Source organism: Variovorax sp. E3 (genome assembly GCF_016082275.1).
GTDB lineage: Bacteria > Pseudomonadota > Gammaproteobacteria > Burkholderiales > Burkholderiaceae_C > Variovorax.
The window spans coordinates 41,236-62,920 of sequence record NZ_MOWM01000008.1 but is presented as its reverse complement, the minus strand read 5'-3'; the positions used below and the strand labels follow the sequence as shown (position 1 = coordinate 62,920).

General features: G+C 66.8%; 19 protein-coding genes and 2 pseudogenes. 10 read left to right on the top strand and 11 right to left on the bottom strand.

Features of this window, described 5'->3' with window-relative positions:
* Positions 1-3: 3 nt before the first annotated feature.
* On the bottom strand, positions 4-339 hold the full coding sequence (cyaY, locus tag BMG07_RS04985; RefSeq protein WP_198083620.1) for an iron donor protein CyaY: 336 nt from the start codon (positions 337-339) through the stop codon (positions 4-6).
* A gap of 157 nt (positions 340-496) precedes the next feature.
* Between cyaY and BMG07_RS04980 the strand changes: the two genes are divergently transcribed.
* From BMG07_RS04980 to lysA, 4 genes and pseudogenes are all read left to right on the top strand, one after another.
* Complete coding sequence (locus BMG07_RS04980; protein WP_198083619.1) at positions 497-898, top strand: hypothetical protein; 402 nt, start codon at positions 497-499, stop codon at positions 896-898.
* A 611-nt stretch (positions 899-1,509) separates the two neighbouring features.
* Positions 1,510-1,641, top strand: a pseudogene (locus tag BMG07_RS43990) (hypothetical protein); the annotation flags it as partial.
* A 15-nt stretch (positions 1,642-1,656) separates the two neighbouring features.
* Complete coding sequence (locus BMG07_RS43985) at positions 1,657-1,833, top strand: hypothetical protein (protein WP_307866874.1); 177 nt, start codon at positions 1,657-1,659, stop codon at positions 1,831-1,833.
* Positions 1,830-3,116: a diaminopimelate decarboxylase gene (gene lysA, locus BMG07_RS04970; RefSeq protein ID WP_198083617.1), complete on the top strand. Its 1,287-nt coding sequence runs from the start codon at positions 1,830-1,832 to the stop codon at positions 3,114-3,116. Before BMG07_RS43985 ends, lysA begins: the two co-directional genes overlap by 4 nt.
* A 16-nt stretch (positions 3,117-3,132) precedes the next feature.
* Here the strand turns inward: lysA and BMG07_RS04965 are convergent, their stop codons facing one another.
* From BMG07_RS04965 to BMG07_RS04945, 5 genes and pseudogenes are all read right to left on the bottom strand, one after another.
* Positions 3,133-3,798: a sulfite oxidase heme-binding subunit YedZ gene (locus BMG07_RS04965; RefSeq protein ID WP_198083616.1), complete on the bottom strand. Its 666-nt coding sequence runs from the start codon at positions 3,796-3,798 to the stop codon at positions 3,133-3,135.
* 28 nt (positions 3,799-3,826) lie between these two features.
* Positions 3,827-4,849 (bottom strand): protein-methionine-sulfoxide reductase catalytic subunit MsrP, encoded by a 1,023-nt coding sequence (gene msrP, locus BMG07_RS04960; RefSeq protein WP_198083615.1) that lies wholly within the window; start codon positions 4,847-4,849, stop codon positions 3,827-3,829.
* 116 nt (positions 4,850-4,965) lie between these two features.
* Positions 4,966-6,281: pseudogene (gene ccsB / locus BMG07_RS04955) on the bottom strand (c-type cytochrome biogenesis protein CcsB).
* On the bottom strand, positions 6,278-8,464 hold the full coding sequence (locus tag BMG07_RS04950; protein ID WP_198083614.1) for a cytochrome c biogenesis protein ResB: 2,187 nt from the start codon (positions 8,462-8,464) through the stop codon (positions 6,278-6,280). Before BMG07_RS04950 ends, ccsB begins: the two are co-directional and overlap by 4 nt.
* A gap of 131 nt (positions 8,465-8,595) precedes the next feature.
* Complete coding sequence (locus BMG07_RS04945; RefSeq protein ID WP_198083659.1) at positions 8,596-9,276, bottom strand: cytochrome c; 681 nt, start codon at positions 9,274-9,276, stop codon at positions 8,596-8,598.
* A 156-nt stretch (positions 9,277-9,432) separates the two neighbouring features.
* Here BMG07_RS04945 and yihA point away from each other — a divergent pair, with 156 nt between their 5' ends.
* Entirely contained in the window at positions 9,433-10,089 is a 657-nt protein-coding gene (yihA, locus tag BMG07_RS04940; RefSeq protein ID WP_198083613.1) for a ribosome biogenesis GTP-binding protein YihA/YsxC, read from the top strand.
* 88 nt (positions 10,090-10,177) lie between these two features.
* A complete protein-coding gene (locus BMG07_RS04935; protein WP_198083612.1) occupies positions 10,178-11,092 on the top strand; it encodes an alpha/beta fold hydrolase in 915 nt (304 codons plus the stop codon).
* On the opposite strand, the gene BMG07_RS04930 is transcribed toward BMG07_RS04935, so the two are convergent.
* Both BMG07_RS04930 and BMG07_RS04925 read right to left on the bottom strand, forming a co-directional pair.
* Positions 11,086-11,970: a lipid A biosynthesis acyltransferase gene (locus tag BMG07_RS04930; protein WP_198083611.1), complete on the bottom strand. Its 885-nt coding sequence runs from the start codon at positions 11,968-11,970 to the stop codon at positions 11,086-11,088. The two genes, BMG07_RS04935 and BMG07_RS04930, sit on opposite strands and share 7 nt — an antisense overlap.
* A complete protein-coding gene (locus tag BMG07_RS04925) occupies positions 11,967-12,857 on the bottom strand; it encodes a lysophospholipid acyltransferase family protein (RefSeq protein WP_198083610.1) in 891 nt (296 codons plus the stop codon). Before BMG07_RS04925 ends, BMG07_RS04930 begins: the two co-directional genes overlap by 4 nt.
* Positions 12,858-13,078: 221 nt before the next feature.
* Here BMG07_RS04925 and metK point away from each other — a divergent pair, with 221 nt between their 5' ends.
* Positions 13,079-14,260 carry a methionine adenosyltransferase gene (gene metK / locus BMG07_RS04920; RefSeq protein ID WP_198083609.1) on the top strand — a complete coding sequence of 394 codons (1,182 nt, stop codon included), beginning with the start codon at positions 13,079-13,081 and terminating at the stop codon, positions 14,258-14,260.
* Here the strand turns inward: metK and BMG07_RS04915 are convergent.
* Positions 14,173-15,708 (bottom strand): sensor histidine kinase, encoded by a 1,536-nt coding sequence (locus BMG07_RS04915; protein ID WP_198083608.1) that lies wholly within the window; start codon positions 15,706-15,708, stop codon positions 14,173-14,175. The genes metK and BMG07_RS04915 overlap by 88 nt on opposite strands.
* A 10-nt stretch (positions 15,709-15,718) precedes the next feature.
* Positions 15,719-16,393, bottom strand: coding sequence for a response regulator transcription factor (locus tag BMG07_RS04910; RefSeq protein WP_198083607.1), 675 nt, complete (start codon positions 16,391-16,393; stop codon positions 15,719-15,721).
* A gap of 184 nt (positions 16,394-16,577) precedes the next feature.
* Between BMG07_RS04910 and BMG07_RS04905 the strand changes: the two genes are divergently transcribed.
* From BMG07_RS04905 to BMG07_RS04895, 3 genes are read left to right on the top strand one after another with little or no spacing between them, the layout of a single operon-like run.
* On the top strand, positions 16,578-17,597 hold the full coding sequence (locus tag BMG07_RS04905) for an ABC transporter substrate-binding protein (RefSeq protein WP_198083606.1): 1,020 nt from the start codon (positions 16,578-16,580) through the stop codon (positions 17,595-17,597).
* 8 nt (positions 17,598-17,605) lie between these two features.
* Complete coding sequence (locus BMG07_RS04900; protein WP_198083658.1) at positions 17,606-18,418, top strand: ABC transporter ATP-binding protein; 813 nt, start codon at positions 17,606-17,608, stop codon at positions 18,416-18,418.
* Between the two features lie 44 nt (positions 18,419-18,462).
* On the top strand, positions 18,463-19,338 hold the full coding sequence (locus BMG07_RS04895; RefSeq protein WP_056509421.1) for an ABC transporter permease: 876 nt from the start codon (positions 18,463-18,465) through the stop codon (positions 19,336-19,338).
* Between the two features lie 105 nt (positions 19,339-19,443).
* Here the strand turns inward: BMG07_RS04895 and BMG07_RS04890 are convergent, their stop codons facing one another.
* Complete coding sequence (locus BMG07_RS04890; protein ID WP_198083605.1) at positions 19,444-21,570, bottom strand: TonB-dependent receptor; 2,127 nt, start codon at positions 21,568-21,570, stop codon at positions 19,444-19,446.
* Positions 21,571-21,685: the final 115 nt, after the last annotated feature.

The following is a 21,685-nucleotide window of genomic DNA, read 5'->3' as shown; positions in this document are numbered from 1 at the left end:
GGATCAGGCAGCCGCCGCAAACGCCAGCGGCTGCCCGGCCTGCAGCGTCGCTTCGCGCGACAGGTTGCCGAAGAACTCTTCTCCGGTCTTCGTGTCTACCCAGGCCTGCCCGTCGTGCCGGTAGTGGTAGCCGCCGGAACGCGCCGCCAGCCAGATTTCCTGCAGGGGCTTTTGCAGGTTCACGATCAACTGGCTGCCGTTCTGGAATGACATCGTGATCATCCCGCCCACTCTCTGGTTGTCGATGTCGGCGTCGGTCGCGTCGTTGATGCGGTCGCAGCCCTGCTCGATGGCGGCGAGCGCGGCTTCGGCGCAGTCCATGTACTCGGTGTCGGTCATTACTACTTGCTCATGAAGTTCATGAGCCCTTTTCGGAATTCTCTGATTATGCGGACAACATCTCCCAAGCGCATTCAAGCCGCTGAGAGAATGACCTAAGCAGCGATCATCGACTGCAACCACCCGCGCCCCCCCCGAGTACAAACAAGGATTGTGTATGCGTCAGATGAGATGGATACGGTACGTTTTCTACCTCCTGCTCCCTGCGATTCTCTTGGCATGCAGTCACATCGACGAGATCACCCCGCGCTCTTATGTTGCTCTGGTCGTCAGCGACACGGCATCGCTGCGCGATGAGATAGCGCAAACATTAGTGGCAGGCCAATCCGTTTCAGTTCGAGGAGAGTTGGCGCCTGAGCCGAAAGGTGAAGGACTGAAAGCGGCCTCCGTCGATTTTGGATGGGTAACGCACGGTGGTTCTGTCGTGATCCACAACAAAAAGTATGGGGTCGTAGTGATTCAGGAACCCATCCTCTCAAAAGAAGGAGTGACGTGGAGTTGCATCGTCTACCCGGTTGAATCAAAACCGAACGTTTGTGGGACAGCTTCAAGATCCTGAGCCAGCCTAGCGCTCGTATCAGCGGCATCACGCCGCGCATTTGAAGTTGTCGCAGTCTCGCCATTGCCTATACCCATCAATGGCTGCTGTCGCCTTACGCGTCGAAAATCACGGCCATCTATTTTTTGGACTGGCTACTCCAACCAGCCTCAACAGTCCACACTCGCTACGAGCAACCAGTCCGGCAACTCTCCCTCCACCCCTCTTCATATGCTGTCCATAACGCGTCAACCTGTCGATTGCAACGGAACACTTGTGCGCGTGGGGTCGCGAGTTCGGGTGCTGAGCCTCTCTGGCGACTGGTATGACCAACTGCCTCCGGATGAGGTCAAGCGTGTTGCCTCAATGGTTGGCGAAGTTTTTCAGATCGAGGAAGTCGATGAGCATGGACAACCATGGGTCTGCAAGCGATGGCCCAACGAAGACGAGGGTACTTGCCAGTCGCATTCGGTCGCACTCGAGCCTCAAGAAATGTTGTGTGTCGATGTCGAAGATCAATGAATGCCACGCATGAAGCGCCACAGGTCACCGCTTGCATGCGGCAATGACGTTTTCAAGGACTGGCTCAAAGACCTTGTTGCAAAGCAGTCAATAACCGCACTTGCCGGGACATGCCCGTGCCCCGCAGTGTCGAAAAGTACAATTTCGCTATGTTGAATGTTCGCCAAATTCTAGTGAGCCCTCGCGTCCGCGCCGTGCTCATGGTCTGCCTCGCCGCAGGCACCACCGGTCTGGCCGCTTGCGGCCAGAAGGGAGCCTTGTACCTCCCGACCGATCCCGCGGCCAGCCAGCGAGCCACGCTGCCTCAGCTTCTGACGCCGGGCGGCCTGGGCGCTTCGTCCAGCGACGCCACGCCAGCCGCCGCCACGCCGAGCGAAAAACGCGACGGCGCCACCACAACGAACAACAACAGCGAAGCCGGAACCCGCAAATGACCGGCAACGTTTCGTCCGCCCCCCTCCCCGGCCACCCGCACATCGCGGACCGCGACGGCGCGCTGCACGTCGAAGGCCTCGCGCTCGACGCGCTGGCCCGCGAACACGGCACGCCGCTTTTCGTCTATTCGAAGCAGTGGATGCTCGACGCCCTGGCCGCCTACCAGCGCGGCTTCGAGGGCCGCGATGCCCTGATCTGCTACGCCATGAAGGCCAACTCCTCGCTCGGCGTGCTGCGCGTGTTCGCCGAGGCGGGCTGCGGCTTCGACATCGTCTCGGGCGGCGAGCTGTCGCGCGTGCTGGCCGTCGGCGCCGACCCGAAGAAGATCATCTTCTCGGGCGTCGGCAAGACCCGCGCCGAAATGCGCCAGGCCCTCGCGGCCGGCATTGCCTGCTTCAACGTCGAAAGCGAAGCCGAGCTCGACGTGCTGAGCGAAGTGGCCGCGGCCGAAGGCAAGCGCGCGCCGATCAGCATTCGCATCAACCCGAACGTCGACCCCAAGACGCACCCCTACATCTCCACCGGCCTGAAGGGCAACAAGTTCGGCATCGCGCACGACCGCGCGGTCGAGGCCTACCGCCATGCCGCCCGGCTGCCGGGCCTGGAAGTGGTGGGCATCGACTGCCACATCGGCTCGCAGATCACCGAGGCCTCGCCGTACCTGGACGCCTGCGACCGCGTGCTGGACCTTGTCGAGGCCATCGAGGCGGCCGGCGTGCCGATTCATCACCTGGACTTCGGCGGCGGCCTGGGCATCGACTACAACGGCGAAGTGCCGCCCAAGGCCGATGCGCTGTGGCAGCAGCTGCTTGCCAAGCTCGACGCGCGCGGCTTCGGCCAGCGCAAGCTGGTGATCGAACCCGGCCGCTCGCTGGTCGGCAATGCCGGCGTGTGCGTGACCGAGGTGCTCTACACCAAGCCCGGCGAAGACAAGAATTTCTGCATCGTCGACGCGGCCATGAACGACCTGCCGCGTCCCGCGATGTACCAGGCCTTCCAGCGCATCGTGCCGCTGCGCACGCGTGCCGGCGATGCGCCGGTCTACGACGTCGTCGGCCCGGTCTGCGAAAGCGGCGACTGGATCGGCCGCGACCGCGCGCTCAACGTGGCGGCCGGCGACCTGCTGGCCGTGCTGTCGGCCGGCGCGTACTGCATGAGCATGGCCAGCAACTACAACACGCGCGGCCGTGCCGCCGAGGTGCTGGTGAGCGGTGCGAGCGCCAGGCTGATCCGCCGTCGCGAGACGATGGAAGACCAGCTGCGCAGCGAGATCGACGGCTAGTCGATCGCTTCGTCGTTCAGCCGGTGGTGCGCAGCGGCTTCTCGCCGCCGCGCGCCGCGGCCACGCCGACGGACGATTTCGCCTTCCGCTTGCTCGCGAAATTCCACACGCGCCATGCAAGCAGCACCCCGATGATCGCCACGTAGACGAACACTTCGGCGAAGTTGTTCTTGCCCGCGCGCATCCAGAAGAAGTGCAGCAGGCCGAGCCCCGCGATCACATAGACCAGCTTGTGCAGCATCTGCCAGCGCCTGGCGCCCAGGGCCTTGATGGCGCGGTTGAACGACGTGGCCGCCAGCGGCGTCAGCAGCACGAAGGCTGTGAAGCCCACGAGAATGAACGGCCGCTTCGCGATGTCCTTCGCGATGTCGCCCCACTCGAAGCCCATGTCGAACCAGCTGTAGCACAGCAGGTGCAGCACCACGTAGAAGTACGCGAACAGGCCCAGCATGCGGCGGTAGCGCGCCAGCGCATTCCACTTGCTCATCACGCGCAGCGGCGTGACCGCCAGCACGATGCAGATGAAGCGCAGCGTCCAGTCGCCGGTGGCGCGAATCAGGAACTCGGCCGGGTTGGCGCCGAGCCCGTCGGTGAATGCGCCGTAGCCCAGCCGGATGAAGGGCAACAGGCACAGCAGGAAGACGACCGGCTTGGTCGCCGGATGCATGAGCAGCTTGTTCATGGGGCGAGGGCCGTGGAACGATGCCGGCTCAGTAGTTCTTCTTCAGGTCCATGCCCGCATAGAGCTGGCCGACCTGGGCTTCGTAGCCGTTGAACATCTCGGTCTTGCGCCGCTTGGCGAACAGGCCGCCGCCGTCGCCGATGCGGCGCTCGGTGGCCTGGCTCCAGCGGGGATGGTCGACGTTCGGGTTCACGTTCGAATAGAAGCCGTACTCGTTGGCGGCCGCCTTGTTCCAGGCCGTGCTCGGCTCCTTCTCGACGAAGCGGATCTTGACGAGCGACTTGGCCGACTTGAAGCCGTACTTCCATGGCACCACCAGGCGCACCGGCGCGCCGTTCTGATTGGGCAGCACCTCGCCGTACATGCCGAAAGCCAGCAGCGTGAGCGGGTGCATGGCTTCGTCCATGCGCAGGCCCTCGGTGTAGGGCCAGTCGAGCACATGCGAGCCGACGAAGGGCATGGTCTTGGGGTCGGCCAGCGTCACGAACTCGATGAACTTGGCGTTGCCCTGCGGCTCGACCTTCTTGATCAGCTCGGCCAGCGAATAACCGACCCACGGAATGACCATCGACCAGCCTTCGACGCAGCGCAGGCGGTAGATGCGCTCTTCCTGCGCACTGAGCTTGAGCAGGTCTTCGATGCCGTACTTGCCCGGCTTCTTGACCAGGCCTTCGACCTCGACGGTCCACGGGCGCGTCTTCAGTGTGCCGGCGTTCTTGGCCGGGTCGGCCTTGTCGGTGCCGAACTCGTAGAAGTTGTTGTAGGTCGAGACGTCCTTGTAGTCGGTGAGCTTGTCCATCGACATGGCACCCGCCACGGCCGACTTGCCCCCCGGCAGCGGTGCGAGCTTGTTCGGTCGCGCGGTCTGCGCCGAGGCGTCGCGCGCCGCGAAGCCCGCCAGTGCCGCGCCCGCCGCGCCGCCGGCCATGAGCTTGAGCAGGTCGCGCCGGCCTTCGTAGGCCGCGCGCGGCGTGATCTCGCTGGACAGCGGATGAATGAAGCCGTTGTCGTTGCTGCTGTTGCGACGCACCGGACGGGAATGGAACGACATGGCAAGCCTTTCGCTGGAATCGTTGGTCTCAGGGTAGTTCGTGGCCGACCCTGATCTGGTTACGCGCCATCAGGGCGCGCGGTTTCAATTCTTCGCGAAAGGCCGAAAGCGCGTGCCTACAGCGTGCCGTAGCTGTGCAACCCGCTCAGGAACATGTTCACGCCCAGGAAGGCGAAGGTCGTGACCGCCAGGCCGCCCAGCGCCCACCAGGCCGCCACGGTGCCGCGCAGACCCTTCACGAGCCGCATGTGCAGCCACGCCGCATAGTTGAGCCAGACGATCAGCGCCCAGGTCTCCTTCGGGTCCCAGCTCCAGTAGCCGCCCCAGGCGTCGGCCGCCCACAGGGCGCCGAGCACGGTGGCGATGGTGAAGAAGGCGAAGCCGACCGTGATCGACTTGTACATGACGTCGTCGAGCACCTCGTTGGCCGGCAGCCGCGCGGCGATGCGCTTGCGCCCCAGCAGGATGCCCGCCGCGATCAGCGCCGAGATGCCCGCGTAGACCACCCAGTAGCTGCCGCCGGCTTCCTGCACGCGCTGGCGGAACGCCACCGGCACGAAGCACAGCGCCACGCCCAGCAGCCAGATCGGCGTGAGCTTGTACCAGCGCTTCTCGTCGGCCTGCTCCTTGATGAGGTACGCGAAGGCCACCATGGCCGACAGCGCGAAGGTGCCGTAGCCGATGAAGTTGGCGGGCACGTGCAGCTTCATCCACCAGCTCTGCAGGGCCGGCACCAGCGGCTGGATTTCATGCGCCTCGCGCACGATCGTGTACCAGAGCAGAAAACCGACCGCCGCGCTGACCACCAACATCACGAAGGCGCCGAGCGCGCGCGTGTTGTAGCGCTCCTCGAAGTAGAGGTAGAACGCGGCCGTCAACCAGCAGAACAGCACGAACACTTCGTACAGGTTGCTGACCGGGATGTGGCCGATGTCCGGGCCGAGCTGGTGGCTTTCGTACCAGCGCACCATGGTGCCGATCAGCGCCATCGTCACGGCCGCCCACGCCAGGCGCGAGCCGATCATGTCGAAGGTGTCCGACTGCTTGCCGCCGAAAAAACCGAGCCAATAGAAGATCGTGCTCATGAAGAACAGCACGCTCATCCACAGGATGGCCGACTGGCTCGACAGGAAGTACTTGAGCCAGAACACCGTGTCCGCGCGCGCAGGTCGCCCTGGTACGAGCTGATGGCCAGCAGCGAGGCTGCGGCCACCACGAGGGCCAGCACGCGCAGCGGCCGCCAGAACCAGCCGATGGAAATCATCGCGATCACCGCGGCGGCGAGGATCGGTTTCTCGTAGTAGTCCATCGACCCCGCGTAGCGCGTGAACGCGAACAGGCCGCCCGCCAGCACCAGCGCCGCGAACACCCAGTCGAACAGGTTGCGGCGCGAGAACCAGCTTTCATTGAGCGTGAGGGTCGTGGTGTTCATGGTGTCTCGGGTTCCGTCTTGTTCATGGCGAGCAGCTTGTGCTTGAGATGCTCGAATTCGCGGTCGCTGTCGATGGTCTTGCGATTGACCGAGAACGCCATCGTGGCGGTCGTGGCGTTGTCGGTGGCATGGCCGGTTGCGTTGCCGTCGGGCGTGAGCCACACCCACAGGCGGCGCTCGCGCACGTACAGCATGGCAAAAATCCCGATGATCAGCAACAGGCAGCCCAGGTAGACAACGCTCTTGCCAGGGGCACGCGCCACCTGGAACACGCTGGCCTGCACCTGCGTGAAGTCGGTCATCATCATCGCGACCGGCGCGGGGTAGAAGTGCGCGTCGCTGATGGCCAGCACGGCCTGCGTGAGGTAGGCCTGCGACTTTTCGTCGTTCGGCAGCGCGGCCAGGCCGGCGCCTTCACGGCTCAGGTTGAGCACCTCGAACAGCACGTCGTTCAGGATGCGCACCAGCACGCCGCCGGCGCGCTCGCGCTCGGCCTCGGGCACGTTGACTTCCATGAACTCGGCAATCGCCTGCCAGCCGCCCACCGTGGTGGCGTCGGACTTGGCGCGCTCGCTGCCCGAGAACAGCGCCAGCGCGCGCGTGGCTGACACGCGCAGCTGCTCGGCCATTTCGGGGCGCTTGGGGTCGGTCGCCTTGGCGATGTAGCGCTCGATGGCGCGCGCGCGGGTGTCGGGGTCGCCGAGCGCGGTGCGCATGCGCACGAAGCCGTCCATGGAGCCTTGCTCGTCGGCCGGCACGCGCAGGTAGCGGAACGGGTCTTCGGGTTTCTCGCGCATGCCCAGCAGGAACACCGGCTGGCCGTCGCCGGTGTCGACCGGCACCATGTAGTTCTGGTACTCGCGCGCCTGGCCCGAGGCGTCGCGCAGCTTGTAGCCGATGCTCGGGCCGATGTTGCGCAGCACCTTCGGCTTGTTGACCTTGTTGGCCGCGCCCAGGCGCGATTCGATGTCGTGGCGCAGGTCGACCTTGCGCACGTCGGCGCCGCTGGTCATGGCGCCGGCATCGGCGAAGTTCTCGACGTTGATCACGCGCAGCGCGGCGTACTCGAGCGTGAGCTTGTCCTTGCCGTTGGTGATCTCGGTGCTCGGGCCGCCGATGATGCCTTCCACCTCGAAGGGCTTGGCCGCGGCCGCCATCGGCACCGCCTTGAGCTTCACCTTGGAGCCGCCGTCGTCGAAGCTCGACTGGTAGATCTCCACGCCCTTGTAGCTGGCCGGGTGGTTGACCTCGATGCGCGCGGGCACCTGCTCGCCGGTCTCGCGGTCGTGCAGCACCACTTCGCTGGCGAACAGCTTGGGCATGCCGGTCGAGTAGTAGTCGACGATGAACTTCTTCAGCTCGATGGAAAACGGCAGCTCCTGCAGCAGCACGCCGTCGGCCTGGTTCAGGATGGCCACGCTGCCCTGCCCGCCCTCGGGCACGAGGATGTTGCCGCGAAATGTCGGGTTGCTGGCCGACAGCCGGTGCTCGGGTGCCACGTCGGCGATCATGCCGCCGCCGGTGAACACGCTCTTGCCGTTGAACCAGGTCTGCGCGCGCACCACGAGGTCGCCGTCGAGCAGGCCGCCGATGCACACCAGCACGATGGCGCTGTGCGCCGCGATGTAGCCCAGCTTGTGCGCGCCGCCGGCACGCGCCGCGACCATCCAGCCCGCGCCGGTCGGGCGACTGCCGCCGGCCGTGGCCTCGCGCTGCTGCAGCTTGACCTTCCAGCCGCCGCTCACCAGCAATTGCCCGATGCGGTTGGCCGCGGCTTCGGGCGTTTCGCCCAGGCGCGTTTCGGCGCGCTGGCCGAAGGCCTTCAGGCTCTGCGCGCGGATGTCTTCCTTGAAGGTCTTGAGGTCGACCAGGATGCGCGGCGTGTTGCGCGCGACGCACAGCGAGGTGCTGACCACCAGGAACAGCAGGATCAACATGAACCACCAGGCGCTGTAGACCGCGTCGAGCCCGGCCGCGCGGAACAGCTCGGCCCAGAACGGCCCGAACTGGTTGATGTAGTTGTTGATCGGCTCGTGCTGCTTGAGCACGGTGCCGATGATCGACGCGATGCAGATGACGGTGAGCAGCGCGATCGCGAAGCGCATCGACGAAAACAGCTCCACCGCAGCGCGAAGCATCTGCGGGCCGCGATGAACGCGAAGGCCATGGGTGGAGACGGACATCGGGCGGAGGAAATGAAAGAGAGTGGGGGAAAAACAAAAGGGCGGGCCATCCTTCTGGATGGGCCCGCCCTTTGTTTGGGGTTGTTATCGGCGGTTAGTTCACGCTCGTCGCGCGTGATAGCCCGGGGTCGTCAGCGCAGACCGGCGATGTAGTCGGCCACGGCCTTGATTTCGCGGTCGTTCAGCTTGGCGGCGACACCGGTCATGGGTGCGCTGTTCAGGCGCACGTTGTCGCGGAAGGCCGTGAGCTGGGCCACGGTGTACTCCGAATTCTGGCCGCCCAGGCGCGGGTACTGGGCCGGAAGGCCGGCGCCGTTCGGGCTGTGGCAGCCGGCGCAGGCCGGGATCTGGCGGTCGCCGATGCCGCCGCGGTAGATCTTCTCGCCCAGCGCGACGGTGTCCTTGTCCTTGGAGAAGCCCGGCTTGACCTTCTTCGAACCGACGAACCAGGCGATGTTGCGCATGTCTTCCTCGGACAGCGCGGAAGCCAGCGGCTTCATGATCGCGCTCTTGCGCTTGCCGGACTTGAAGTCCTGCAGCTGCTTGAGGATGTATTCGGGATGCTGCTGCGCCAGCTTCGGATTCGCCGCAATGGCGGAGTTGCCGTCGGCGTTGTGGCACGACGCGCAGCTCTGGCTGTTGGCCGGCGTCGCGTTGAACACCGTATCGCCCTTGGCAGGGTCGGGCTTCGCGGGTTTGGCAGGCGCCGCGGACGCCTCTGCCTTGGCAGCCGCGTGTTCATCGGCTGCAAAACTCACGCTGGATGCGAGGCCCACGAGGGCTGCAAGCAGAATATTGGCAAACAACTTCATATCGGGGGCTTCGAATTTATTGGCGCAAAACCTCACGATTCTACAATGTGGGTCTAGTTTCGAAAGTCCGTAGATGCCCTCCCCGCGCGCCAAGCCCGCTGCCTATCCTCCCCGCGCGCGCCCGCCGCGGACCCCCAGGTCGCCGAACGCGAACGCGTGGCACTGGGCTGGTTGCACACCGCCCACTTCCTGACCAGCGCTCCGCAGCTGGAACACCTGCCCCCCGTCGACCTGCCCGAGATCGCCTTCGTCGGCCGCTCGAACGCAGGCAAATCGACCGCCATCAACACCCTGACGCAGCAGACGCGCCTGGCTTTCGCCTCCAAGACGCCGGGCCGCACGCAGCACATCAACCTGTTCGGCATCGGCAAGCAGAAGGTCGACGACGCAGTGCTGGCCGACCTGCCCGGCTACGGCTACGCCGCCGTGCCCAAGGAAGCCAAGCTGCGCTGGCAGCGCGTGATGGGCAACTACCTCATGACGCGCGAAAGCCTGCGCGGGGTGGTGCTGATGTGCGATCCGCGCCACGGCCTGACCGAGCTCGACGAGATCCTGCTCGACGTGATCCGCCCGCGCGTGGAGCAGGGCCTGAAATTCCTGGTGCTGCTGACCAAGTCCGACAAGCTCACGCGCACCGAAGCCGCCAAGGTGCTGTCGATTACGCGACTGAATGCCGGCGGCGGCGAGGTGAAACTGTTCTCCGCCCTGAAGAAGCAGGGCGTCGGCGAGGCGGCCGAGCTGCTGTGGCGCTGGGTGCATCCGGAAGGCGCCGCGGCTCCTGCCGACCCGACGGAGCCGCCCGAACAGGTCTGAGAGCCCTCCATCAGGCTGCAGAGGCTGTCCAGCGTGCGTAGTTCACTATCAAAACAATAGCGACAGTCAACCCAAGGAGACAACGAGCATGATCGAGACCTTCCAACGCAGCCTGCCCAACGGCACCACCCTGAGCTGCCGCGCCGCCGGCAAGCCGGGCCAGCCGCTGATGGTGTTCCTCCACGGCTTCCCCGAGGCCGCGTTCATCTGGGACGACCTGCTCGACTACTTCTCGGACCCCGCCCACGGCGGCTACCGCTGCGTGGCACCCAACCTGCGCGGCTTCGAGAAGTCGAGCGCGCCGACCGACGTGGCGGCCTACAAGCCGCACCTGCTGATCCAGGACATCCAGCAGCTCGTGGCCACCGAAAGCGCCGACGGCACCATGGCCGCGCTGGTCGCGCACGACTGGGGCGGCGCCTTCGGCTGGGGCTATGCCAACGCGTTCCCGGCGCAGGTCGGCAAGCTGGTCATCATCAATTCGCCGCACCCCGGCACCTTCACGCGCGAGCTGCGCAACAGCGCGGCGCAGCAGCAGGCCAGCGCGTACATGCATTTCCTTGCGCGGCCCGATGCCGAGGCCCTGCTCGCGGCCGACGACTTCAAGCGCATGTGGCCCTTCTTCACGCTGATGAAGGCCGGCCCGGACGGCTTCGGCTGGCTGACCGAAGAAGTGAAGCAGCAGTACCGCGACGTGTGGGGCGCGGGCCTCACCGGCGCCTGCAATCTTTACCGCGTGACGCCGATGAAGCCGCCGCTGCCCGGCCAGCCCATCGACAGCATTCCCGTGCTGCCGCGCGAGCGGCTCACGGTCGACGTGCCGACCTTCGTGTTCTGGGCGCTCGACGACGCGGCGCTGCTGCCCGGCCTGCTCGAAGGCCTCGAAGACTACGTGCCGAAGCTCGAGGTCAAGAAGGTGCCCAACGCAACCCACTGGATCGTTCACGAGCAGCCGCAGCTGGTCGCCCGCGAGATCGAGGGCTTCCTGCAGCGCGCTCAGTAAATGGGCGGCTCGCCTTCGGGGCGGGTCTTGAAGCGCCGGTGCACCCAGTAGTACTGGGACGGCATCGTGTCGATGTAGCCCTTCAGGCGCTCGTTCATGAGCGCCGTGTCGGCTTCGACGTCGTCGGTGGGAAAGTTCTGCCACTGCGGCAGCACCTGGATCTCGTAGCCGCCCGGCGTGAGCTTGGAGACCACCGGCACCACCTTGGCCTTGCCCAGCCGCGCGAAGCGCGAGAGCGAAGGCACGGTGGCCGCCTGCACGCCGTAGAACGGCACGAAGATGGTCTGGTCGCGGCCGAAGTCCATGTCGGGCAGCAGGTACAGCAGGCCGCCTTTGCGCAGGCCCTGCAGCACCGGCTTGATGCCGTCCACCCGGTTGAGCGCCGCCACGTCGCCGAAGCGCGTGCGGCCTTCGCGGATCCAGGCATCGACCATCGGGTCGCGCTGGGTCGTGTAGATGGTGGCCGAGGGGCGCGCCGTGTGCATGGTCAGCGCGGTGGCCGCGGCGTCCAGGCCGTAGAAGTGCGGCGCGAACAGGATCATCGGCGCGTCGCCCTCGGCGATCTCGCGGATTTCAGGCGCGGCGCCCACCACCTTGAGCCGGCTCGCCACCACTTTCTCGGGCGCGTGCCAGAGCCAGCCGCGGTCGAGCCACGACTGCGCGACGAAGACGAAGGTCTCGCGCGCGATGGCACGGCGCTCGGCCTCGGACTTCTCGGGAAAGCAGACGGCCAGGTTGGTGTCGACCACGCGCCGGCGCGGCACGGCGACGGTGTGCAGGATGCGGCCCAGGAACTTGCCGAAACCGCGCACCAGCGGCAGCGGCAGCGGCGCGATCGCGCGCATGAAGCCGATGCCGAGTCGGGAACCGAAGCTCATGCGGCCTCCCCAGCGGCGGCCACCACGCGCTCGGCGCGCGGTTCCTTGTAGCGGGCGTAGTCCCACACGTACTGGCCCGGCAGGCTGTGGATCAGCCGGCCGATGCCGTCGTTCATGGCGGCGGCGGCGTCCTCGATGGAAGCCGACGGGTCGGTCAGCGCGGTGCCGACGATGGGCTCGAAACGGATCACGTAGCCGGCGCCCTTGGGCAAGCGCTCGCAGACGCTCAGGAAGCAGGCCGCGCCGGTTTGTTGCGCGAGACGGGGAAGCAAGGTCATGGTGTAGGCGGGGCGGCCGAGGAAAGGCGCCCAGACGCCCTGCCCCAGCGGTGGCACCTGGTCGGGCAGGATGCCGGTGTAGCCGCCGCCGCGCAGCGTGCGGATCAGGCCGCGCACGCCGCTGTTGTTGGTCGGCAATGTCTGCAGGCCGGGCCGGTCGCGCGAACCCGCGGCGATCAGGTCGGCCATCCATTTCTTGCGGGCCGGGCGGAACAGCGCGGTGATCGGCCCGTAGGAGGCCAGGAAGCGCTCGCCGATGGCCTGGCCGCACATTTCCCAGCTGCCCAGGTGCGGCGCGACCAGGATCACGCCTTTTTTGGCCTGCATGGCGGCCTCGAAGGCCTCGACGCCTTCCCAGCGCACCACGCGGTCCAGCACGGTCTGGCCATGGGGGCGCAGCCACAGCCAGGGCAGCTCGGAGGCCATCTTGCCGGCGGCGGCAATGGCCGGGCGGTATTGATCGGGGGCGAAACCCGCGCTTTCGGCATTGGCCTTGAAGCGGCGGCGATAGCCCGGCGCGCTCCACCAGACCAGCCAGCCCAGCAACGCGCCGAGCCGATGCATCAACGGCATCGGCAAGCGGGCAAGCAGGCGAAACAGGGTGATCATTGAAGAAAACGGGAGGGGGTCAAAAAGCGGACGCGCGCGCATGGTATTGCGCGGCTCGAATAGAATGCAAATTGTCGCCGAGTTACGGAACAACTTGCAGGGCGACAAACACAAGCGCGAAAGCGATTGTGCCCCGCCGATTCATCGGCATCTGCTAAAGCGTTCGCCAGGGCTCCGCAGAGTTGGCAACGCGCCAAGTCACATCAAGGAGTTTTGTACAAATGGCGAACGATTTCCTCTTCACTTCCGAATCCGTCTCCGAAGGCCACCCCGACAAGGTCGCCGACCAGATCTCCGACGCGATCCTGGACGCGATCTTCGAGCAGGACCCGCGCAGCCGCGTGGCCGCCGAGACGCTGACCAACACCGGCCTCGTGGTGCTCGCCGGTGAAATCACCACCAACGCGCACGTCGACTACATCCAGGTCGCGCGCGACACCATCAAGCGCATCGGCTACGACAACACCGACTACGGCATCGACTACAAGGGTTGCGCCGTGATGGTCTGCTACGACAAGCAGTCCAACGACATCGCCCAGGGCGTGGACCACGCCTCCGACGACCACCTGAACACCGGCGCCGGCGACCAGGGCCTGATGTTCGGCTACGCCTGCGACGAGACGCCCGAGCTGATGCCCGCGCCCATCTACTACGCGCACCGCCTCGTCGAGCGCCAGGCCCAGCTGCGCAAGGACGGCCGCCTGCCCTTCCTGCGTCCCGACGCCAAGAGCCAGGTCACGATGCGCTACGTGGACGGCAAGCCGCACAGCATCGACACCGTGGTGCTCTCGACCCAGCACAGCCCCGACCAGAGCGAAACCTCGACCAAGATGAAGGCCTCGTTCAACGAAGCCATCATCGAGGAGATCATCAAGCCCGTGCTGCCGAAGGAATGGCTCAAGGACACGCGCTACCTGATCAACCCGACCGGCCGCTTCGTCATCGGCGGCCCGCAGGGCGACTGCGGCCTGACCGGCCGCAAGATCATCGTCGACACCTACGGCGGCGCCTGCCCGCACGGCGGCGGCGCGTTCTCGGGCAAGGACCCCTCGAAGGTCGACCGCTCGGCCGCCTACGCCGCGCGCTACGTGGCCAAGAACATCGTGGCCGCCGGCATCGCGCGCCAGTGCCAGATCCAGGTCGCCTACGCGATCGGCGTGGCCGAGCCGATGAACATCACGGTCTACACCGAAGGCACCGGCGTGATCTCCGACGAGAAGATCGCCGCCCTGGTGCGCGAGCACTTCGACCTGCGTCCGAAGGGCATCATCCAGATGCTCGACCTGCTGCGCCCGATCTACCAGAAGACCGCCGCCTACGGCCACTTCGGCCGCGAAGAGCCCGAGTTCACCTGGGAAGCGACCAACCAGGCCGCCGCCCTGCGCGCAGCCGCCGGCCTGTAAGGCCTACCCCGCGTTGTCCGCCGGCCCCGGCCCGGCCACCGGCGGAAAACGCACCGTGACCAGCAGCCCGCTCGCCTCGCGCGGGTTGGCTGCCAGGTCCACGTTCGCATCGAGGCCCGCGCGATCTCGCGCACGATGGCCAGACCCAGGCCCGTTCCCTCGGTGTCCTGGGCCACGCGATAGAAGCGCTCGAAGACACGCTCGCGCGCCTCGGCCGCAATGCCGGGGCCGTTGTCTTCCACGGTCAGCACGACCGCCCCTTGCGCCTTGCGCACCCCCACCGTCACGCGACCGCCTTCCTGCGTGTAGCGCAGCGCGTTGTCCAGCAGGTTCGTCGCGAGCGCGTCGAGCAGCGCGGGCTGTGCGCGCACCATGGCGCCCTCGGGCCCTGCTTCCGACTCCAGCCCCAGGTCGATGCCGCGCCGGTCCGCCAGCGCCGCGAGTTGCTCGACGCAACGCAGCGCCACCCCGGCCAGGTCGACCGGCTCCTGCCCCGTGTGCGCATCGCCATGCTCGGCCTGCGCCAGCAGCAGCAGCTTGTTCGTCACGTCGACCAGGCGCCGGTTGCTGGTCTGCATCGCCTGCCACATGGCGTCCATGTCGGCGCGGCGCGTGTCCCATTCGCCGCGGTGTTGCCGCGTGTAGCGCGCGAACTCGATCTGCGAAGCCTGCATGGCCAGCGGCGTGCGCAGCTGGTGCGCCGCGTCGGCAATGAAGCGGCGCTGCGCCTCGGAGTGCGCCTTCAGTTGCCCCACGAAGCGGTTGATGGTGTCGGCCACCGGCCGCAGCTCGGTATGCAGCGCGCCCGGGTCCACCACCAGGTCCAGGTGCAGCGGGTCGCGTTGCGCCAGCTGCTGGCTCAGCCGCACGATGGGCCGCAGCTCCAGCGTCAGCGCCGCCACGGCCAGCGCAATGGCCAGCACCAGCGCGATCAGCAGGTATTGCATCGACGGCCACCACAGCGTGCGCAGCATGTGGTCGCGGCTGCCTTCGGTCTTGCCCACGGCGATGGTGATGTCGCGCGCGCCACCGACTTCATACATCGAGCGCGTGGTGACGACGGCCCGCAGCGGCACGCCGGCAAAGTGCGTGTCGTACCACTGCGCGCGGTCCACGCCTTCGGGCTTGCGCACGGCTGGCAGCGGAAAGTCCGCCGAGCCGGCCAACACCTCGCCGTTGGAGCCCGTCACGCTGAGGAACACGCGGTCGCGCTCGGGCGACACGAACAGGCTCAGCGCGGAAGGCGGCACGCTGGCCTGCACGTCGTCGCCTTCCCAGATCAAGCGGTCGGACAACACCTTGGCGGACGACAGCAGGTCGTGGTCCTGAACGTAGTCGGCCACTTCGGCCGCGTTGCGCCAGTTGAGGTAGCCGCAGATCGCCACGAACACCGACAGCGGCAACAGCAGCCACAGCGCGAGGCGCAGGCGGAGGCTGGCGCGCTTCATCGCCCGCGACCTAGTCTTCCTGGCGCGTGCGCAGCAGGTAGCCCACGCCGCGCAGCGTGATGATCGTCGCCTGGCTCGCCTCGAGCTTCTTGCGCAGGCGGTGGATGTAGATGTCGACCGCGTCCGCGCTGGGCTCGTCGTCCAGTCCAAAGATCGCGTCGATCAACGCCTGCTTGGACACCGTGCTGCCCGCCTTCAGCATCAACGTCTCCAGCAACGTGCGCTCGCGCGGCGGCAACGCCAGCTCTTCACCGGCCAGCGTGAACTGCCGCGTGCGCAGGTCGTAGCGCAAGTCGCCGCAGGCAATGTCGTTGGCCTTGCCCGGCATCTGCCGGCGCACCAGCACCTTGATGCGCGCCACCAGCTCGCGGATCTCGAAGGGCTTCACCAGGTAGTCGTCCGCGCCGATCTCCAGGCACAGCACCTTCTGGTCGAGCGACGCCGTGGCCGTGAGGATGATCACCGGCACCGTGTCGCCGCGCTCGCGCAGCCGGCGCAGCACCGCCTTGCCCGACAGCTGCGGAATGTTCAGGTCCAGCAGCACCACGTCGTAGGCCGTCTGCGTCAGCAGGCGGTCGGCCGCGTCGCCGTTGTCCACGTGGTCGACCACGAAGTCCTGCTCGCGCAGCAGGCTGGAGAGCCAGTGCGCGAGTTGCGGGTTGTCTTCGATGAGCAGCAGCTTCATGGGGTCGGGGGTGGTGGCCGTGGATTCTAGGAAGCATCGACCGCCCCTAGGGATAACCATGACAAATCATGCGGGCCGCCGAAAGCTGGCCGAAAGACGCCGCTTCCTAGACTGGCCCCGTCCCGCGGCAGATCGGCAGATATGCGCGGACTTCCAATTCAATTCCAACACGGAGAGACACACCATGTCCGCTACCCGCCGCACCCTGCTGGCCGCCGCCCTGTGCACCGCCTTCGCCGCCGCCGCGCCGCTCGCGCAGGCCGCCGATGCGCCCATCACCATCATGGTGGGCGGCATCAACAAGATCATCTACCTGCCGGCCAAGCTCACCGAGGCGCTGGGCTACTTCAAGGACGAAGGCCTGAACGTCGAGCTGCAATCGCAACCGGCCGGCGTGGACGCCGAGAACCAGCTGATCGCCGGCGCCGTGCAAGGCGTGGTGGGCTTCTACGACCACACCATCGACCTGCAGAGCAAGGGCAAGGAGATCCAGGCCATCGCCGTGTTCTGCAAGGTGCCGGGCGAGGTGGAACTGGTGTCGACCAAGGCCGCGGCCGCCGGCTTCAAGAGCATGGCCGACGCCAAGGGCGGCAAGACGCTGGGCGTGACGGGCCTGGGCTCGTCCACCGACTTCCTCACGCGCTACCTGGCCGACCGCGCCGGCGTGGCCTCCAAGGACTACTCGCTGCTGCCCGTGGGCGCCGGCAACACCTTCATCGCGGCCATGAAGCAGGACCGCATCCAGGCCGGCATGACCACCGAGCCCACCGTGTCGCAGATGCTCAAGACCGGCGACGCCAAGGTGCTGGTCGACCTGCGCACCGAGCCCGACACCATCAAGGCGCTGGGCGGCCTGTACCCCGCGGCCAGCCTGTACGTGCAGAACACCTGGGCCGAGTCGCACAAGGCCGAGGCCACCAAGCTGGCCCACGCCTTCGCGCGCACCATGGAATACATCCACACCCACAGCGCCGAGGAAATCGCCGAGAAGGTGCCGCGCGACTACTACGGCAGCGACAAGGCGCTGTACGTCGAGGCGCTGAAGGCGTCGCTGCCGATGTTCACCACCGACGCGAAGATGCCCGCCGGCGGCCCCGAGACCGTGCTGAAGGTGCTGGCCACCTACAAGCCGCTGGTGAAGAGCAAGAACATCGACCTGTCCAAGACCTACACCAACGCCTACCTGGCAGCGGCGGCGAAGTGACCACCACCATGCGCAACGGAACACCCCCCGGCAGCGGCAGCGCCGTGACCTCGGCCATCGACTTCAACGACGTCTCGCTGCGCTTCATCTCGCAGGACGGCAACGCCACCGTGGCGCTGCGCAACTTCAGCATGTCGGTGGCGCGCGGCGAGTTCGTCGCCATCGTCGGTCCCACGGGCTGCGGCAAGTCGACCACGCTGAACATGATCACCGGCTTGCTCAAGCCCACCGTGGGCGACGTGAAGGTCATGGGCCAGCCCGTGAACGGCGTCGACCCGCGCATCGGCTTCGTGTTCCAGGCCGACGCGGTGTTTCCGTGGCGCAGCGTGGAAGACAACGTGGCCGCCGGCCCGGTGTTCCGCGGCAAGCCGAAGAAAGAGGCGATGGAGCTCGCGCAGGAGTGGATCCACCGCGTGGGCCTGTCGAAGTTCGGCAAGCACTACCCGCACCAGCTCTCGGGCGGCATGCGCAAGCGCGTGGCGCTGGCGCAGACCTTCATCAACAACCCCGAGATCCTGCTGATGGACGAGCCCTTCTCGGCGCTGGACATGCAGACGCGCACGCTGATGCAGGACGAGCTGCTGCAGCTGTGGTCGGGCAACGGCGGCAGCGTGGTGTTCGTCACGCACGACCTGGAAGAAGCGATTGCGCTGGCCGACCGCGTGTTCGTGCTGTCGGCGCGCCCCGCCACGCTCAAGCGCGTGTACGAGATCGACCTGCCGCGCCCGCGCGTGATGTCCGAGGTGCGCTACGACAAGCAGTTCATCGAACTGTCGAAGCACATCTGGGACGACCTGCGCGAAGAAGTGGTGATCCAGTGATGAGCAGCACCGCAACGACGACAACGAACACGGCCACGAGAACCATGACGCCCTCCACCACCACCCCCACGGCAGCCGTGCTGCCCTCGTCGCTCAGCGACGCCGCGCTCGCGCGCGAATCCGAGGTCGCGCAGGCGGCCATTCGCGGCCGCCGCCGCATGATCATCGCGCTGCGGCTGATCGTGCTGGTGGTCGCGCTCGGCGGCTGGGAAATCGCGGCGCGCCTGAAGTGGATCGACCCGTTCTTCTATTCGATGCCCTCGATGATCTACGACCAGCTGGTGGAGTGGATGCGCGACGGCACCTCGCAGGGCTCGCTGTGGATGCAGGTCGCGGTGACGCTGGAGGAAACGGTGATCGGCTTCCTGATCGGCTCGATCGCCGGCGTGCTGTGCGGCATCATCCTGGGCCGCAACAAGCTGCTGTCGGATGTGTTCAGCCTGTACATCCAGATCGCCAACTCGATCCCGCGCGTGGTGCTGGGCTCGATCTTCGTGATCGCGCTGGGCCTGGGCATGGCCTCGAAGGTGGCGCTGGCGGTGGTCATGGTGTTCTTCGTGGTCTTCGGCAACGCGTTCCAGGGCGTGCGGGAGGCCGACAAGTACATGATCGCGAACGCACAGATCCTGGGCGCTTCGCCGCGGCAGGTGACGATGTCGGTGGTGATTCCGTCGGCAATGTCGTGGATCCTGGCCAGCCTGCACGTGAGCTTCGGCTTCGCGCTGGTCGGTGCGGTGGTGGGCGAGTTCCTCGGCGCCAAGGAAGGCATCGGCCTGCTGATCTCGACGGCCCAAGGCGCCTTCAACGCCAGCGGCGTGTTCGCGGCAATGATCGTCCTGGCTGTCGTGGCGCTGGCTGCCGACTTCCTGTTGAGCTCGCTGGAGAAGCGGTTGCTGAAGTGGCGGCCTGCCGCGTTCTGACATCGACTCTGCGCAATACAAGACGGCGGGCATTTTGCTCGCCGTTTTGCTTTTGGGGAGTGCGTTCGGGGCGCATGCACAGGACAGCGTCGGCGTGGGCGCACCTCAGAACCGGTAAGCCCCACTCACCCCCGCAGTCCAGTTCCGCCCCGGCGCCGGCTCGTAGTAACGGCCATTGCCTTCGTTGACGATGACCGACCCCACATAGCGCCGGTCGAACAGGTTGTCGATGCGCGCGAAAGCGTTGAACTCCCAACGCTCCCACTTCTTCAGATAGCCGGCATAGATCGCCGCGACCGCATAGCCCGAGGCCGTCGCCGTGTTGACGTCGTTGGCCTGGATGCGGCCCAGCGCGCGCATCTCGACACCGGTGCGCCAGCCTTCGGGCGGCACCCAACCCAGCGACGCGAACAGCGACTGCCGTGCTATGCCCGGAATGCGGTTGCCCGCGGCCACGGTGTTCGCGGCTGCGCAGGGCGACGGGGAACAGAAGGCGTCGCGGTAGGTCGCGTCCAGCCATGTGTAGGCCACTTGCGTGCGCCAATGGTTGGCCGTCTCGTGCTGCCAGCCCAGCTCGAAGCCGTTGCGCTTCGTTCGGCCGGCGTTCTGGAAGGTGGCGCGGCCGCCCACGTTGGTGTCGGTCACGATCTCGTCGCGCGTGCGGGTCTGGAACAGCGCCGCCGTCAGCAGGCCGCCCGCGAGCCGTGCCTTGGCGCCGACTTCGACGCTGTCGTTCACCGACGGCCGCAACGCGAAGTTCAGGCCGCTGGCGCCGTTCGCGCGGTACGACAGCTCGTTGAGGGTCGGCGTCTCGAAACCGCGGCCGACGGAGCCGTACAGCGCGAGGTCCGGCGTGGCCTGGTAGCGCAGGGAAGCCACGGGCAAAGTCCTGCTGTAGCGCGCGCTGCCGCTGTCATCGCGGTTGGCGCCGATGATGTAGCGGTCCTGCGAATCGAAGTGAACGCTGCTGCGGCGCACGCCGGCTTCGAGGGTCCATCGGTCGGCGAAGCGCCAGCTGGCCTGCGCGTAGGGGTCGAGGTTCCAGACCGTGTTGAGTTCGTTGCGGCGCAGGCGACCCTGCACGCCGAGGATCGGGTTGGCGACCGGCCCCAGATAGTTCTCGTAGCCGCGCCGCTTTTCGCGCAGGTTGTCGTAGCCCAGGCCCGCGACCACGTCGAGCGGGCGGTCGGCCAGTTGCAGCGCGGCGGTCCAGCGCAGGTCGAGGCCGCTGTACTGCCGCTTCAGGTCGATCACGCCGCCGGCATGCAGCGGGTTGAGCTGCGCCGAGGGCGGAATCGACTGGTACTGCGTGGTCGTGCGCTCGCCGCCGTAGATCATGAGCCGCAGGCCCTGCGTGGCGTCGATGCGCCGCTCGTAGATCAGGCCCGCCTGTGTCTGCGCGACGGTCTTGCGCGTGTCGTACTGGGTGGCGAGCGGCGCGTTGCGCGGAGCCAGCCTGTACTGGTCGGCGGTGAGGCCGAGCGGGTCTTGTGCATCGATGCGCACACTGTTCATGATGAGCGTGAGCTTGTCGCCGTTGTCCAGCGCAATGCCCAGCTTGCCGTTGGCGATGTCGCGCTGCGCGGCGCTGTGCTCGCGCCAGCCGTCGGTGTGGAAGCGGCTGGCGTCCAGCAAATAGTCGACCGCGCCCTGCGCGCCGCTCAGTTGCAGCGACTGCCGCCACGTGCCGAAGCTGCCGCCCGCGAGCGAATACGACAGCTTTGGCGCCCCCTCGCCCGAGGCGGTGAAGGCCTGCACCACGCCGCCCGAGGAATTGCCGTAGAGCGCGGAGAACGGGCCGCGCAAGACCTCGACGCGGTCGAGCGAACCGATGTCGATGTTCGAGGTCTGGCCCTGCCCGTCGGGCAAGGTCGCGGGAATGCCGTCGACGTACAGCCGCACGCCGCGCACGCCGAAGGTGGAGCGCGCGCCGAAGCCGCGAATGGAAAGCTGCAGGTCCTGCGCGTAGTTGAGCCGGTTCTGCACCTGCAGCCCCGGCACGGCGCCCAGGCCTTCGGAGAGATTGACCTGCAGGCGGCTGTCGCGCATTTCGTTGCCGTCGACCCGGTCGACCGAGCCGGGCACGTTGAACGGCGCAACCTCGCCGCGCGGCGTGGAGACCGTGATCTCGCGCAGCGCGCCGGGCGCGTCCGCAGCCTGCGCCTGGGCAGGCAGCGGGGCATGAAGCAGCAGGCAGGCGATGGCGGCGGCAGCAACGGGCGAGAGTTTCATCCCGCCCATTCTGCGGTGCGCCGTGCGCCCGCGGCCTCAGGCTTTCACCGGGGGCAGCGCCAGCGAACCGCCTCGGTTGTCCACCGGGGTGTCGGCCTGGATGTACGAGCCGTTG